Below are 15,197 nucleotides of genomic sequence, written 5' to 3' on the forward strand. Positions count from 1 at the left end.
ACTGAATGCAGAAAAATCTAAACTTTTAATTAATTTTACAATTGCTTGTTTTCCATCGCATGATACATTATGTAAAATCCTTCTAGCCAATAGCTAGTCACTTTGTTAATTTTGACTGGAGTATGTGAGATATTTTGACGAGTTGTTCTATAAAGGTAGTAGAGAATATTTTTTACAAGAAGAGTATTTGTCATAGTGGAATATGTTGTGTGAAATTATGTAACAAAAATTGAATTAAGCCCATTATAATACTTACAACCTAGTGACTGAGAACTATTTTGTTAGATATCATTACGTCCTTTTTATTATCATATAAAAAACCACTTCCTTTTGAAGAAGTGGTTTTGAAACTGTCCATCTCAGGCAGACAAATACCTGTGATTTGTCCACGAAGGGTGTCTGTCACCAGCTTAGCGGTTGCGAGAGCTTTGGCGAGGGTGGACACGATTTTGACTTTATTAAAGTTTAGGCCCAGTTGGACTGACGTTTGGGCGATTTCTGGGCGCAACCCAGAAAGAACGGTATTCACACCGATTAAGTCAAGTGCTTCTATTAGCTGAAATAACTTGTGGGCAACCATTGTGTCGATCATTACGACCCCAGAAAGGTCAATAAACAACACGGTTATTCCTTTTGAGGAACATTGCAACAAAGTATTCTCTATAATAAACCTGGATCGATTTGTATCAATTTCCCCAGTTAATGGTAATAATGCAGCGTTATTATCGATAGCGATAACGGGAGAGGCTAATTCATTTATTAATTCCTGCTGTGCACGCAGGCGGCTCTCAGTATATTCATTTAATTCCTCAACAAATCGTAGCATCACAAGCTTAAAGGCTTTAATAATCATACGATTCCATACATTTATTGAGTGTCGGTCATATGTCCCCTCATGGATGGTCGCAAACTCTTGAAGAAAATCTAGATACTGGTCTTGTACTCTAAAAAACTCTCGTAATGTAAAATGGTTAGGAGTTTGGAAATGTGGTTCATCCTTAACAATTTCTAGTATCCAATTTTGTATGTCTTGTGTGAATTGCTCTTCATCTTTAATAAATATTTCGCAAAGCTGTAAGTGAAAACGATAGTTTTGCTGTTTTAAGTTTTCAATGACTTCAGGATCCTTGGAAGAATACACTCCGGCAGGATCACTCTTATCCAAGGAAGCATACCAGTCTTCTGTTAGCTGCCAAGATTTATCAAGTAAAAACTTATGTAGCTCTTTATTTCTATGCATTCATTTTCCCCCTATGTAATCGCGATCGTAGCAACATAAATATGATGCTACATTTATAACCACACTCGCATGTTTTCAACTCGTTTTGTGATTTGGTTCTCATCTAATCGCTCTAAAAAAGGAATCATGTATTTCCTTGATAATCCGAGTATTTCTTTTGCTTTCCCTACATCAAACTCTATATTCGTTTCAGCTTTAAGCCTATTCACTGCTTCTGTAAAAACCTCTCCATGATAGTAATAGGATTCGTCAAGAGAAATAATCATTTCTCGTTCGATCCAATATCTTTTAACGTCCTCGACTAAGGCGTCTGGAATTCCCGCTCCTTTAATATATTCCTGTAAATATTTTACTTGAAGACCATCTCTTTTTAAATCATTTAATAGGTTGTCTGTTCGTTTCATCCAACTAGGCGGAACATGAGGAGTAAAAGAGGATAAGGAAACAAATTGTCCCTTTCTCTGAAACAGATTCGTAGCAGACCCTTGTTCAATTACATATTCGACTAACGACTTCGGATACCATTTTTGTAAGCCTTGTAGGAGCTCGGCTTTATTGACCCCATTGCGTAGTGGGAACTGGTTATGGTAGTCATTTAAACGATCGAACAATTCTTCCTCAACATCCTTAATGATGGCTTGTAGGGTGTATTCCTTGCTAGAGTAGTGGATAAATTCTTCCCCAGCAAGAGCAAGAGAAACTTCCTCCTGATCGAGAGAGGTCCGCTTAATGAGTTCATCGATGGACAAACTCTTGGCCTCGATTAACGCGGCAGTTAAGCGTTCGGCCGGTGACCCTTCTTTCTTTTTCGCCAACTCTTCAATCGTTTGATGTCCGAAACGGTACTTCTCACCTTTAGGATCGATAACCCAGCCCCCGCCGATCGTTTCCTGTGGGCTAGGTCTGCGTAAAATAAAACGATCTCCACGCTTTGTGACGATTTCCTCCTCGAGTCTTAATTGACAAAGGATTTCCCCACTTTCAGCTTTCAGTTCATTACGGTCAAAAAATACAATTCTTCCCATCACTTCGGCCGTTCCGATATGACATTTAATCGGCATTCTTTGCTTTACCAGATATTCAAGGTCCTCTACCATGTGGATGGCAACGTCAACTGTACGAGTGATATTAAAATGCTCGGAGGAAACAAGTACATCGCCGCGTTCAATTTCCTCTTTAGATACGTTTGATAAATTAATCGCTACTCTTTGACCAGCGAACGCTTGTTTAGCTGGTTCGTGGTGAACCTGAAGCTGCCTTGCTCTAACTTCAATTCCTCGAGGCATAATCGTAAGAAGTTGACCTTCCTCAACCGCCCCTTCATACAGGGTCCCTCTTACAACCGTTCCCTGTCCTTTTACGGTGAATACTTGGTCGATTGGCAAGCGAAATGGTCCCTTTGTATCACGAACGTCTTGCTGTTCTAGCGTTTTTATAATTTGTAATTTAAGTTCGTCAATTCCTTTATGTGAAAGGCTGTCAACAAGGACGTAAGGAGAGTTTTCAAAGACCGTACCGTTTAATTCTTCATAAATATCATCTTTTACTAATTCTGAAAATTCCTCATCGACCTTGTCCATTTTTGTAATCGCAACAATACCTGAATGTATTCCTAAAAATCCGAGTATTTCAAGATGCTCCTTTGTTTGTGGCATAACTCCTTCATCTGCTGCGACGACAAGAACGACCAAATCGATACCTGCCACCCCAGCAATCATTTGCCTAATAAATCGCTCATGTCCCGGAACGTCAATTACTGATATTTGTATATTTTCACTCTCATATAAGGGGGCGAACCCTAGTTCTATCGAAATTTGTCGTTCTTTTTCTTCTTTTAAACGATCGGTATCAACATTGGTCAGTGCCTTCGTGAGTGTTGTTTTTCCGTGGTCAATATGACCAGCCATGCCTATTGTAAAATATCGTTTTTCCATGTTTGCACCTACTTTAATGTTCTCCACTCTTTTACTTTATCTTTAAAATGTTAATTGCTCAACTTTTTTGGTGTATGGTTACCTGCCGTTTCCCATTATGATATGGAATAAAACTGTAATGGAATTGTAATAGAATTGTAATAGAATTGTAATAGAATGATTCCAATGCTCACCTTGGATAAGCTGAACATTCATACCAATTATTACTATTTTATTCCTCTAATAATCTAAAAACCAGGAGTAAAGTAATTTACTCCTGGTTTTGGTTAATTAATAAATTGAAAGTGAGTAGTACTTCCACTCTGGCTAGCAACAACCTCTAGTCGCACATCAATTCGTTCCTTTAGCTCAGGTACGTGTGATATGATCCCAACTAGTCGTCCGCTACTTTGAATGTCAATGAGTGCCTCAATCGCTTGGTCAAGTGATTCTGGGTCCAACGTACCAAAGCCTTCATCAATAAACATCGTCTCTAGGGAAACACCACCCGCATAATTCTGGACAACATCAGCTAGTCCAAGTGCTAAAGAAAGTGAGGCTTTAAAGCTCTCTCCACCAGATAATGTTTTTACGTGACGTTCTTGACCCGTATATGAATCAATGACGAGGAGCTCAAGTCCGCTTTGTGTGTTCCCTTTTGATTTATCCATTTTTCGAAGAAGTTGGAATCTTCCACTCGTCATTTTTTGCAATCGTCCATTCGCTTCTCTTAAGATGTCGTCTAAAAAAGAACCAAGTACATATCTCTCAAATGTGATTCGTAGATTATTGTTGCCTTTTGAAATATCGGCAAGATTACCAATTATTTTGTACTGTTCTTCCATTTGCTTCATTTCTTTGTTCAAGGAATAAATCGTTTCTAATATCTGTTCGTTTTCTCGCTTTTTAAAGCTTAAGTCACTCTTTTGATCATCAATCTCTTTAATTTCCTGAGTCATTTTATCAATGAGGTCAGTTAATTCTTGAAGATGGGGCATGGGTACATCCTTTAATTGTCCTTCTAATTCTGTGTAGCGATCGGTTGCTGAGCGAAGTGACTCACGATAGTGTGTAATCTCTGTTTCCATTTGTTGAAGTTCCACTTCGGAGCGCTTTGCTGTTTCATATTGCTTATAGTTTTGAAAGCCTTGTTGTTCTAGTTTTTCCTTAAACACTTCTCGCTCCACTTGAAGCTCGTCCTGTTTCGTCTTCTTTGACTGATGGACTGACTGAAGCTGTCCTTCAATCGTGGAAAGGGAAACTTTAGAATTTTGTAGTGCTATTTGTGCCTGTTCAAGCTTGGTGTTGAGTTCGTGTAACTGGCTTTGCTGACGGATTACTTCTAGGTCGAACATATCAACTGAACGAAGTGCTTCAGGAATTGTTTCTTGAAGTCTAGTAAAATGGCTGTTTTTTTCAACGAACGAGAGTCTAGCTTCCTGGTAGGATTCGTCTAGCTCTTTGGCCTTCAGTGTCCATTCCGCCTTTGCTGTTTCTAGTTTCTTTAGGCCCTCCACAATTGTATCCAGCTGTTCAAGACCTGTTTGTAATTTTAGTTGCTCCGCCTCGACATCACTTTTCTTACTTAAAACGGTCTCTTTGAAAGTAGATAGTTCCTCAATTGAAAAATCAGGCTTACTCGCTTGTAAAGACTCTAGTGTTTGAGAGACTAATAGTGTGGAGGCTTCCACGCTCGATTGTAACTTGTAACTTTGTGACTGTCCTTCGTTTCTCTCTTTCTCTAATACTTCAAGCTGTTGTTTCGCAGCTTTCAAATCGGCTTCATTTGGAATGGTTTTATCTTCCAGATGAGTCGGTTTTGGATGGTGTTCTGACCCGCAAACTGGACAAGGAGCACCGTTTTGAAGCTTACTGGCTAGTATAGAAGCTTGTCCATGCATCCAGCTGTTTTCTAGTTCTTCCACGAGAGATTTGGAATCCAAGTAGCGTGCAATTGTTCGCTCAAACTCCGCTTGTTTTCGATTGTATTTCTCTTCTAAAGTTAACAGGTTTTCCCTCTGTTTTTCTAGCGAAGAAATTAGATCTGCTTCACGCTTTAACTCTTCAAGGAGGTTTTTGTTTTCTAGAAAAACAAGTTTGCTTGCATCTATTTCTTCTTTTTTCTGGGCGTATAATTTAAGACGATGTTCAATTTCTGTTCCCTTTTTTTCCGCTACTGTCTTGTCCTCTTCCAGTTTTTTACATTGTAGTTGAAGGTCGCGGATTTCAGCTTCAAGTTTCGCATAAGAGTGTACATCGTCCTTTAAGGATCTCAGTTTGTGTATTCCTTCCTCTAATGCTCTTCTTTGAGGTTCTTTTTCCTTTTCGGCTTGCCATGCTTCTTCAAGTTTTTGCCCTTGAACCAACAATGCCTTTTGCTTTTCTTCCAAGTCATTCGCTTGAGTTTCGTAAGCGGTTAGTTCTTTTTTTAACCTAGAACATAGTTGCTCTTGCTGTAGCAAGAATATCGCTTTTTTTCCTAATTCTACGTCATGCCTTTTTTTCTCAAACATTTCCTTTTGGCTTTCAAGGCGCAGCTTGTTCTGAAGGGCATTTTCCTTTGCTTCGAACTGTTTTATAACGATTTCTGCCTCATAAAGCTTTTTTTGCTCTACTTGACGCTGTTGATTTTTTTCCGATATTTCTTTTTCAAATAACGAGATTTGCTCTGTCATTGCTTGAATTTCTTCTATTAATGCCGGTACAATAACAAGATCATTTGTACTGCCCGCTTCCATATACTCTTTTAAATCCTCTGTAAACAAGGCGTGTATTTTTCGAATCGCAAGGTTACGGTCTGCAAGCTGTTTTTCTACAGCTGCTTTTAAAGAAGCGGCTTCTTCTTTTAGCTTTTCCTCAATTTTCTTATACAGCTGAGTATGGAATAAGCGTTGCAGGATGGCTTCTTTTTCTTTGCTATCAGAGGTTAATAACTTTCTAAATTCCCCTTGTGGGATCATAATAATTTGGCGGAATTGATTGCTGTCAATCAGCATGATTTGTTTTATTTTTTCATCCACATCACGAACATTAGATGCGACGATTTGCTTCGTTCCATCCTCATCGTATACATACAGCTCAGCTTTTGCGCCAATTGAGGTAACCCCATCACCCCGTGCCTTTTTCTTTTCTTGTTGAGGAGAACGACTAATCTCATACGTTTTGCCTCGAAGAAGAAATTCCAATGATACCTCTGTTAATGTATCGTTGTCGGCAAATTGGCTACGAAGCTCTGGACCATTTCGATCTTCCCCACTCGCTTTTCCATAGATGGCATAGCTAATTCCGTCAAAAATGGTTGTTTTTCCTGCCCCTGTTTTCCCAGAGATGACAAACATCGTTCTGTTTCCAAGCTCGGAAAAGTCAATCACCTCTGTACGAGAGTATGGGCCAAATGCCTGCATGGTTAGCTTCAAAGGTCTCATTTTATAGTTCCTCCTTTAAGACACTCTCGATGACCCCTGTCATAATCCTTTTCTTTTCAGGCGAGAATTCTTCTGAAGTCATTTCTTTATAAAACTGTTCAAATAGATCAAGTTCCGATTTCCTTTCCTGACCGATCACATTGAGTAATTTCTTTTCCTTCATATCCTTTAACACGGTCTGTCTTTCTAAATGAAGGACATTTGGATAGACATGACGAAGCTTTCCGATCGGATCAAGTAATGCCCCTTCGTCTAGTAACGTAATACTCAAATAATCATCGACCTTTTGTTTTTCGTAAAAGCTCGTATCCAAAAGTTCATCTAAGTATCCAACGAGTTCACGCATGTCCTGTTTGGGTGTTAAGGAACGGTAACGAATGGTAAAATCACCTTTTTCATCCATCTCTACGATCTGAATGGATTTCTTCTGCTTCGCTTCTGAGAAGGAATATTTTAATAGAGATCCAGAATAGAAGATTTTATCATGTTTAATAGCATCAGGACTGTGCAAATGACCTAAGGCTGTATAATGGAAAGGAGTAAATAAATCCTGTGAGACACAACCGGATCCTCCTACAGATAAGGACCGTTCAGAATCCGATGACTCTCCTCCTAAGACGAAGGCATGTCCGACGAATACATTTGGTGTGTTCGGGTCTAACTGCTCTTCTATTTTTCCAATGATCCTCTTCATTGCTTCCTGATGACTATGAATGCTTTCCTCATTTAATAATTGGCGAATAATTCCAGGTTCTGAATAGGGGACACAGTAAAAGTTCACCCCATTTATTTGTACAGGTTGAAAGTTTGCTTCAGGTTTCCCTGTTAAGTATAATTGACTATTTCGATACCAGGAGGTTCCAAAGGATAAACGTTCGGCACTATCATGATTCCCGGCGATGGCCACGATGGGAATATTTAGACCTACATTCATTTCGAACAATACTTGGTCGAGCAGTTCAACCGCTTCAGTTGGTGGAACAGAACGATCGTATAGGTCTCCTGCAATGACAACCGCATCGGGCTGCTCCTCAGCAACCACTTGGATAAATTGGTTTAATACTTCTTTCTGGTCGTCCGTCATATATATACCGTGGACGAGCTTTCCTAAATGCCAGTCCGCTGTATGAATAAATTTCAAACCTTCCACCTCGTTTGTTTAGTGTATTTTTCTATTATAACAGAACGTGCATTCGTTTTTCTTTACATATTTTTGTAAGTTCATATTTTCAGCAAATAAAAAAGCAGTTTAACCGCAAGTGGTTAAAACTGCTTGAAAGGTTATAGGAATTATTTTTTTGTTACGTTAGCAGCTTGAGGTCCTCGTGCACCTTCTACTACTTCAAATGATACTTCTTGACCTTCTTCAAGTGTTTTGAAGCCTTCAGCTTGGATGGCAGAGTAATGAACGAATACGTCGTTACCGTCTTCAGCTTCGATAAAACCGAAACCTTTTTCAGCATTGAACCATTTTACTTTTCCGTTTTTCATCTCAAAATCCCCCTACTGGCTGTTGAAAGCCATGCCTTAAATTACCATTTACAACGTATAGCATTTGTAAACATTACGCATCCAAACGTGGAACAAAGTCGTACAAAAACTCTAACACGGTGCAGAACGGTTACCCTAAATTTAGCATCATCGCCTATTTCTGTCAATAAATTTTGACCTATATTGTCTATAAAATTTAGAAAGTTAGGAAAATTAACATTAAGTGATTTCGCGAATTCGGTCAGGTAGACTTTGGATGGATTGGACGACTGCGTCTAATTTTGCTTCTACCCGATGAAGCAAATATAAAGTTACTACAATCGGAAATCCGACATCACTAATGAACGCAATAAGCTGTTCCACTAGCCTCAGCTCCTTTCTTATTAAATATGAAGGTATGGGTGTTTTTTATCTCTAGTATCCTTCTACTCTCTATATATATTTTATGTAGTGATTTGGACAGGTTTTGAAATAATAATTTTTCATATGGAGGACATGAATGCAAACCAACACCGACAAGCCTTCATATCATGTTAGTAGCATGATTAGGAGGTGAGAATAATGGACTTAGCATCATTTTTAAATGAAAATTACTATATGCTAGTACCAGCTCTCTGGGTTCTTGGATTTGCACTTAAACGTACACCTAGCGTACCGAACTGGTCAATTATTTGGGTCTTATTAGGGTTTTCCCTTGTATTCGGAGTCATTGCTTGGGGTTTTTCCTACACAGGAGTAATTAACGCGATCATCGCAGCCGGAATTGCCGTACTCGGCCACCAAATGGTCAAACAAACAATCAAAAAAGGGTGACAAAAAAGGGTGTCAGACACCCTTCGTGGACAAATGTAGGGTAAGTGTCTTTTTAGGGTGTCTGACACCGCTCGTGGACAGAATTGCCGCTTTTGTCCGTCTGGGGTGGACAGTGCTGCATTGATTTTTCTTTTTGGTTTTATTTTAAATATGTGAGGGTATATAAGGAATGGAATAACAAGATTTTATTCCCATCCACTCCCCCCTGGATGAGATATGGATAGGCTGCTTGATATGCGGAGGCAAAATCCTTTTCCAATGAAAAAAGCCACCCATTTAGGCGGCCCTTTTATGATATTAGAACGATACGAGAATCCATTCGTCCTGAACAAATACACTATATCCGGTGTAGTTCTCACCTTCCACACTAATCGTTTCCCCCGTGGATGCCGCTTTTCGTATATCGTCGGCAATAGGTCCCACTAGGTTAAACTCTCCTGTTTTTTCAAAAATGCTTACTAGTAATTCTACATTTGCCTTAGGAACTGCTTTAAGTCCTGTAGACATCTGAAATACAACTTCCCCATTCTTTACCATGGCAAAAACATCACTATTTGGGATGGCATAAAAACCTGCCCCTAATTCACTCGCTACATTTATATAAACAGAAAACTTTTCATCTGTAATTTTCTCATATGTTGATCCAAACAACTCGACTGAATCCGGAACCTGTGTTTCTTCCCCTTTGCTCACGACCTCCGTGGTTTCTGCAGCTGGTTCTGAAACAACCGCAACTACTTCGATCACCTCTTCTTCTTCGGAAGCAACTAAAAAAGCCGACTCGTTATCCATTGTTTTTCCTAGGGAGACCTCTGCTCTTTTTGGAACATCATGGCTTACATTTGGTGATGATTCCTGATCGCCTGTAACATTTGCACCAACATCTAAAAAACGTGAAAAACTAACAACAATTACAACGAAGAGCAGCGAAATAACGGTCAATACTTTCTTTTTCAAATGACTCCCCCCTAAAAATAACTCCATAACTATTAGACGATTTCGAAGATAAAAAGTTTCAGATTTTGGTAAAAATATTACAAGCCTATTACAATTTTTAAAAACTTGAAACAAAAAACCTTTCACACCCGTAAAACATACATAATCACCGAAAGGAGTTGGCCAATGGGGAACATTCTTATATTTGCACTGCTTGCAGGAATTATTTCGAGCATTCTACTTATCCCTTTTTCTAAAATGACAAAAGAAACGAAAGTAACAGGTATTGCGTTGGCATTTACAACGATTCTTGTTTTGATGGTGTTCGGATTCTTTTATCTCACAAAACTGGATCAAAACTTCAGTACTCTTTGGACTTTAATCCTTTTGGCATCAATTGGAGGAACGATCGCTTCGAAAGGAATGGAGCGAAAGTTGAAAGGAATTATCTCTCTCGGAGCACTTGGTATTGGAATTTATTTTTTATCTGTCTTTGTTTTCAATGCCGATGAGAAGTATGAGCTTTCCAAAATGGACGAAAAGGTAGAGATCCCGGCCTTTGATGAAAGTGTGACTCCAGCTAGTGTTCCGCCCCAATTTGCTAGGAATAAAATGAGAAAGGCTTTTGGACAGGTTCCCAATACAAGTTACTATGAACTCGGAAATTTACAAATACAGAAAGTAAATGGACAATTTGTCTACATTGCTCCTGTTGAGTTCTCAGGCTTTTTCAAGTGGTTTAAGGGCGAGGAAACACCTGGTTATTTTACATTAAGTGCAACAGATTCCTCGGCGAATCCTAAATTTGTACAATCAGGCATGAAGTACACTCCATCTTCCTATTTTCAGAAGAATCTAGAACGTCATATTCGTCTTAACTATCCAAAAAATATTTTCTACGGTGATGTGCAGCTTGAAATTGATGATAAAGGTAAGCCTTATTATATTCGAACATACGGTAGTTTTGTTTCGGCACGAAACGGTTTTAAAGCGGAAGGAATTGTACTTGTCGATCCCTCCTCTGGAAAAACAGAAGCCTTTGATCTAGAATCCGCACCAGAGTTTCTTGATGGGTCTGTCTCACCTGAAGCGGTGAGTTTACAAAATAGTTATTACGGCAATTTTGTACATGGGTTTTGGAATAGCTTGTTTGGAAAATCAGATGTGAAGTTGCCTTCCGATGAAGGCACAGAGGCCAATGTAAGCCCCATTTTTGATGAGAATGGTGTGATGTATTACTTTACTGATTTTACGAGTCCGAAAGAAGGAGTAGATTCAATGCTGGGATACTCCTTAACAAATGCTCGTACCGGCAAAGCAACCTTTTATACAGGAAATTTAGAAGAATCATATATGGATTCTCGAGGAGCACTTGAAATAATCGATAAAAAATTCATCGAGAAAAAATGGGATGGAGAAATGCCTGTTCTTTACAATTTCTATGGAGAAGCAAGCTGGCTCACTCCCGTTCTTGATTCCAATGGTTTCTTTCAAAATTATTTTATCGTTTCGGCAGCAAACCCTGAAATATCATCCTATGCAGAAACGCCTAACGAAGCGTTAAAAAAATACAAGGTCGCCCTACAGCGGGAAGGTAGTACACTAGATGGAAGCTCAAAGGCTGAGGAAGTGGAAACGAGCGGCGAAGTCCTTCGAGTTTACAAGGAGCGAATCGGAGATTATACGGTTGTATCTTTCTTTCTTAACAATCAACAGAATTATACGGTTTCATCAGAAAATAATCCTCTAGCGATATACTTAGAGCGTGGAGACAAAGTATCTATCACGTATTTGGATTCGGGCGAGGACTTCCTCCCAGTGAAAAAGTTAACCATTGATAATATTGAATAAATATTCAAGGACGAACCGACTTGGTTCGTCCTTTTAGATAAACTATAAGCTAGCAAATTCGTCAACAAGCTCAGAAAACTTTTTCATCGCTGATTCGATTGGTTCACTATTTGTAAGATCCACACCCGTTTTCTTTAGAAGCTCAAGTGGATAATCAGAGCTACCGCTTTGTAAAAATTGCAAATACGACTCAAGGATCTTTTCATCGCCAGACAAAAGGTTCGAGGCAATATGGATGGCGGATGCGTAGCCAGTCGCATATTTGTATACGTAAAACGGACGATAAAAATGAGGAATTCGTGACCAGCCATATTTTACTTCCTCGTCAAAAATAAGCTCTTCTCCGTTGTATTCTCGGAATAGTTGTTCATAGGTGGAGTTAAAAACATCAACGGTTAATGGAGTTCCCTGTTCCGCCATTTCATGTGTCTTTTTCTCAAATTCTGCAAACATGACCTGTGTGAAAAATGTACCTTTAAATTGATCAATAAAGTGATTTAACAAATGCTTACGAATATCAGGCTTTGTTTCGTGTTCCAGTAAATAATTGATTAAAAGTACTTCGTTTACAGTGGAAGCTACTTCGGCTACGAAAATACTGTATCTTGCTGAAATTTGCGGTTGATGCTCTGCACTTAATTTACTATGAACACCATGCCCGCATTCATGGACGAGTGTAAACATGCTATCCAAATCATCTTGATGGTTTAATAAAATATACGGGTGGACCCCATAAATTCCAAGATTATAAGCACCAGACCGCTTCCCTTTTGTCTCCCGAACGTCAATATATCGGGAATCCTTGAATAATTTTAATGTTTCAATATAATCACTTCCAAGTGGAGCAAGTGCTTTTAGCATCGTTTCATACGCCTCTTCGTAAGTGATGTCCATTTTCACACCACTTACGATTGGAACGCTCATGTCATAGGCTCGAAGTTCATCGAGGTTTAACTTTTCCCTCCGCATTTGATTATAACGATGCATCGGTGCAATATGTTGTTTTGTTGACATAATTAAATTATCGTATACTTCTTTTGGAACATTATCTCCAAACAATGATTTTTCAAGTGCAGAAGGATAATTACGAAGCTTCGACATCGTCACATTGTTTTTTATTGAATTGGATAAAGTGGAAGCTATTGTGTTTTTTAGCTGAATATAAGGTTCATAGTAAGCTTTATATGCTTCTTTTCTTTTCTCACGGTTCTCATCTTCAATCAATTTTGAATATAATCCACGAGTGAGTTCGACCTTTGTGCCGTCTTCCTGTGTCACTTCTCCAAACTTTATATCCGCATTGTTTATCATTCCATAGATGGTACTTGGCGCAGAAAAAGCCTCCCCAAGCTGGGAAATGAGCTCTTCTTTTTCCTTCGATAGAACATGAGGCTTGTAACGAAATGATTCATATAAATCCTCTTCAAAGTAACTCAAGCCCTTTTCTTCCGAAATAAAGGCTTTTAACTCCTTTTCTTCCAAACTCAATAGATATGGCATAAAAAATGACGTAGAGGAACTTACTTTAATACCTAAGCTCTTCATTCGTTCAAGATAGCTTTGAGACTCAGTGACACGCGTGTCCTCATCCACCTTCAGCATACTGTATGCGTATAAATGATTGAATTTGTAGGAGAGCTCTTCCTTTTTCTTTAAAAATTGAAAAAGGCTGGCTCCATCTTGGATCTTGCCATCAAAAGCTTTTAAATCACTCGTCATTTCTTCGACTTGCTTATAATCGTTCTCCCATAATGCTAAATCGGAATAAATATCATCTAAATTCCATTTTTCTTGAGTTGGTACTTGCTCTCGAGACGTATAGGTAGTCATAGGCGAAGACAACTCCTTAAGTATGTAATATTTTCTATTTATATCCATTATACGCCAATACAAATCGAAAATCGTATAAAAAGGCTGTTCTCGTAAAGATCGTTGTTCAGGAAAAATCCCAAATGCCTGATTTTTCCCCGAATAACGCTGGGTATATTGGTCTATTTGGAGAGTAGCTCTTTTCTAATGTTTTAGAAAAGAGCCTATAAAAAACAAAAACCACACAATTGTGTGGTCGTCGATTAATTTTTGCTTACATTAAATTTTTTAATTCGTCTGTTAGTCGGAAAAACTCATCTTTATTTCTCGTGGCTAAGGAATCATCAATTTCCTGTCTTAACTTATCTTTTCGATAATCAAGTAGTGCTTGACGGATGACCATATCTGCGGCTGACGACAATTGTTCTTCAGTTGGTTGTTGTGGTGAATTTAGCAAATACTTTTCCATTGGAAATCACTCCTTAACCTTTTTTCTATAATAACATTTGTTTTCTGAAAATTCAATAATTAAATAATTTATTTTTTTGGAATACTTTTTGTTAAGGAGTGATCAAAGTGTTCGTATTAGTTGTTCTTAATCTTCTCTAATTCTTTTTGGACCTGTTCTTCAAGCTCATAATCATATACTTTATTTAAGTCAACGGACGGTTGAAACAGTTCTCTAGCCTTTGATTTTGCTTCAAGAGCAAGGATTTTCTCCTCAGCACGTTCAAATCCCTTCACGGCACTGCCAGGAGTAAAAGTCGCAAATGATTGTTCAATAGATTCAGTCACTTTTGCCACATGAGCTCTTGAAATTAGAAGCTGTTGCTTATTTTTTAATTCCTTATATTTATTCTTATAATCTTCCATTTGGTGAAACAGTTTCTTCGTTTGTTGCGAAAGAGCCTCAAGCTGTGAAGCATATACTTGTTGCTTCTTTTCAAGTTCAATTTTATCTAAGATTAATTGTTTCGCTGTTTCTTCGTCACCCTTTTTAACAGCTATTTCTGCTTGTCCCACTCTTTTTTCAATTAATGCTCTTGTTTCATTTAATTGAGCTTCCTGTTTCTTCTCGAAAAATACTTGTTTGGCTAAAGCTTGTTCCCCTTTATCAATATCCTGTTCCATTTCACGTAGATGCTGCTTAAGCATCACAATTGGATCTTCCATTCTATCGAGTACATCATGTAAGTCTGCTGTTGCAATTGTTTTTAAACGTTTAAATAATCCCATTTGATCGTTCCTCCTCAGATTCATTCCATTATGGTTCTTTTTCTACTTTTTGTTACTAAAATTAAAGCTAATCCAATAATCGCCACTGCAAATAACATGGGTAATAAGGAAATGATGGAAAAAGCGAACAATAGTAAACCTGATAGCTTTACTAAATTCAGTTTTTTCGTTTTACTCCAAAGGAGCCAACCGATGAACGCAGTAACCATTTTAATGATTGTAAGTATCGTTGACATACTAAGTGCCATTAAAAACGGTAGTGGATTATAATTTACATTCCAGTTACTTACATCTGGCAAAGATTGTACCCATTGTGTTGTTCCGTTTAGATAGGGAGCTGCATAGACTCCTAAACTAAAAGCAACTGCAAGTAAAAGGAAGAAAAGCAGCCACTTTAACTTTTTCAATCAACTACACCTCCTCTCCCTATTAACCGGATTCGCAGCCTCTTTTTATGAGTTATTCATTGGAGGGGGAATTCCA

General features: G+C 38.4%; 13 protein-coding genes. 2 read left to right on the plus strand and 11 right to left on the minus strand.

Annotation, left to right across the window (positions count from 1 at the left end; all coding sequences use genetic code 11):
* Positions 1 to 259: 259 nt before the first annotated feature.
* The 6 genes from MKX65_RS10220 to MKX65_RS10245 form a co-directional block, all read right to left on the minus strand.
* Positions 260 to 1,240: an STAS domain-containing protein gene (locus MKX65_RS10220; protein WP_340903517.1), complete on the minus strand. Its 981-nt coding sequence runs from the start codon at positions 1,238 to 1,240 to the stop codon at positions 260 to 262.
* Between the two features lie 53 nt (positions 1,241 to 1,293).
* Positions 1,294 to 3,174 (minus strand): selenocysteine-specific translation elongation factor, encoded by a 1,881-nt coding sequence (gene selB, locus MKX65_RS10225; RefSeq protein WP_340903518.1) that lies wholly within the window; start codon positions 3,172 to 3,174, stop codon positions 1,294 to 1,296.
* Positions 3,175 to 3,440: 266 nt separating this feature from the next.
* Positions 3,441 to 6,578, minus strand: a complete 3,138-nt coding sequence (locus MKX65_RS10230) for an SMC family ATPase (RefSeq protein ID WP_340903519.1) — start codon at positions 6,576 to 6,578, stop codon at positions 3,441 to 3,443.
* Position 6,579: 1 nt separating this feature from the next.
* The gene (locus MKX65_RS10235; protein WP_340903520.1) at positions 6,580 to 7,719 is read right to left on the minus strand and encodes an exonuclease SbcCD subunit D; all 1,140 of its coding nucleotides are present in this window, start codon (positions 7,717 to 7,719) and stop codon (positions 6,580 to 6,582) included.
* A 149-nt stretch (positions 7,720 to 7,868) separates the two neighbouring features.
* Positions 7,869 to 8,069, minus strand: coding sequence for a cold shock domain-containing protein (locus tag MKX65_RS10240; RefSeq protein ID WP_160546036.1), 201 nt, complete (start codon positions 8,067 to 8,069; stop codon positions 7,869 to 7,871).
* 219 nt (positions 8,070 to 8,288) lie between these two features.
* Positions 8,289 to 8,432 carry a YvrJ family protein gene (locus tag MKX65_RS10245; protein WP_340903521.1) on the minus strand — a complete coding sequence of 48 codons (144 nt, stop codon included), beginning with the start codon at positions 8,430 to 8,432 and terminating at the stop codon, positions 8,289 to 8,291.
* 198 nt (positions 8,433 to 8,630) lie between these two features.
* Here MKX65_RS10245 and MKX65_RS10250 point away from each other — a divergent pair, with 198 nt between their 5' ends.
* A complete protein-coding gene (locus MKX65_RS10250; protein WP_119708441.1) occupies positions 8,631 to 8,882 on the plus strand; it encodes a phage holin family protein in 252 nt (83 codons plus the stop codon).
* 297 nt (positions 8,883 to 9,179) lie between these two features.
* Here the strand turns inward: MKX65_RS10250 and MKX65_RS10255 are convergent, their stop codons facing one another.
* Positions 9,180 to 9,839, minus strand: coding sequence for a hypothetical protein (locus MKX65_RS10255; RefSeq protein WP_340903522.1), 660 nt, complete (start codon positions 9,837 to 9,839; stop codon positions 9,180 to 9,182).
* Positions 9,840 to 10,004: 165 nt separating this feature from the next.
* Between MKX65_RS10255 and MKX65_RS10260 the strand changes: the two genes are divergently transcribed.
* Entirely contained in the window at positions 10,005 to 11,669 is a 1,665-nt protein-coding gene (locus tag MKX65_RS10260) for a YrzE family protein (RefSeq protein ID WP_160546038.1), read from the plus strand.
* 42 nt (positions 11,670 to 11,711) lie between these two features.
* Here the strand turns inward: MKX65_RS10260 and pepF are convergent, their stop codons facing one another.
* The 4 genes from pepF to MKX65_RS10280 form a co-directional block, all read right to left on the minus strand.
* Positions 11,712 to 13,499, minus strand: coding sequence for an oligoendopeptidase F (gene pepF / locus MKX65_RS10265; protein ID WP_160546039.1), 1,788 nt, complete (start codon positions 13,497 to 13,499; stop codon positions 11,712 to 11,714).
* 253 nt (positions 13,500 to 13,752) lie between these two features.
* A complete protein-coding gene (locus MKX65_RS10270) occupies positions 13,753 to 13,947 on the minus strand; it encodes an IDEAL domain-containing protein (RefSeq protein ID WP_160546040.1) in 195 nt (64 codons plus the stop codon).
* A 116-nt stretch (positions 13,948 to 14,063) separates the two neighbouring features.
* Positions 14,064 to 14,714, minus strand: a complete 651-nt coding sequence (locus MKX65_RS10275) for a PspA/IM30 family protein (protein WP_160546041.1) — start codon at positions 14,712 to 14,714, stop codon at positions 14,064 to 14,066.
* A 20-nt stretch (positions 14,715 to 14,734) separates the two neighbouring features.
* Complete coding sequence (locus MKX65_RS10280) at positions 14,735 to 15,121, minus strand: hypothetical protein (protein WP_160546042.1); 387 nt, start codon at positions 15,119 to 15,121, stop codon at positions 14,735 to 14,737.
* Between the last annotated feature and the right edge of the window lie 76 nt (positions 15,122 to 15,197).

The sequence above is a fragment of the Robertmurraya sp. FSL R5-0851 genome, assembly GCF_038002965.1.
Classification (GTDB): domain Bacteria; phylum Bacillota; class Bacilli; order Bacillales; family Cytobacillaceae; genus Robertmurraya_A; species Robertmurraya_A beringensis.

Excerpts from the sequence above, each read along its gene's own strand:
- MKX65_RS10220 (WP_340903517.1), bottom strand. The coding sequence starts at position 1,240 with ATGCATAGAAATAAAGAGCTACATAAGTTTTTACTTGATAAATCTTGG.
- selB (WP_340903518.1), bottom strand. The coding sequence starts at position 3,174 with ATGGAAAAACGATATTTTACAATAGGCATGGCTGGTCATATTGACCAC.
- MKX65_RS10230 (WP_340903519.1), bottom strand. The coding sequence starts at position 6,578 with ATGAGACCTTTGAAGCTAACCATGCAGGCATTTGGCCCATACTCTCGT.
- MKX65_RS10240 (WP_160546036.1), bottom strand. The coding sequence starts at position 8,069 with ATGAAAAACGGAAAAGTAAAATGGTTCAATGCTGAAAAAGGTTTCGGT.
- MKX65_RS10250 (WP_119708441.1), top strand. The coding sequence starts at position 8,631 with ATGGACTTAGCATCATTTTTAAATGAAAATTACTATATGCTAGTACCA.
- MKX65_RS10260 (WP_160546038.1), top strand. The coding sequence starts at position 10,005 with ATGGGGAACATTCTTATATTTGCACTGCTTGCAGGAATTATTTCGAGC.
- pepF (WP_160546039.1), bottom strand. The coding sequence starts at position 13,499 with ATGACTACCTATACGTCTCGAGAGCAAGTACCAACTCAAGAAAAATGG.
- MKX65_RS10270 (WP_160546040.1), bottom strand. The coding sequence starts at position 13,947 with ATGGAAAAGTATTTGCTAAATTCACCACAACAACCAACTGAAGAACAA.
- MKX65_RS10275 (WP_160546041.1), bottom strand. The coding sequence starts at position 14,714 with ATGGGATTATTTAAACGTTTAAAAACAATTGCAACAGCAGACTTACAT.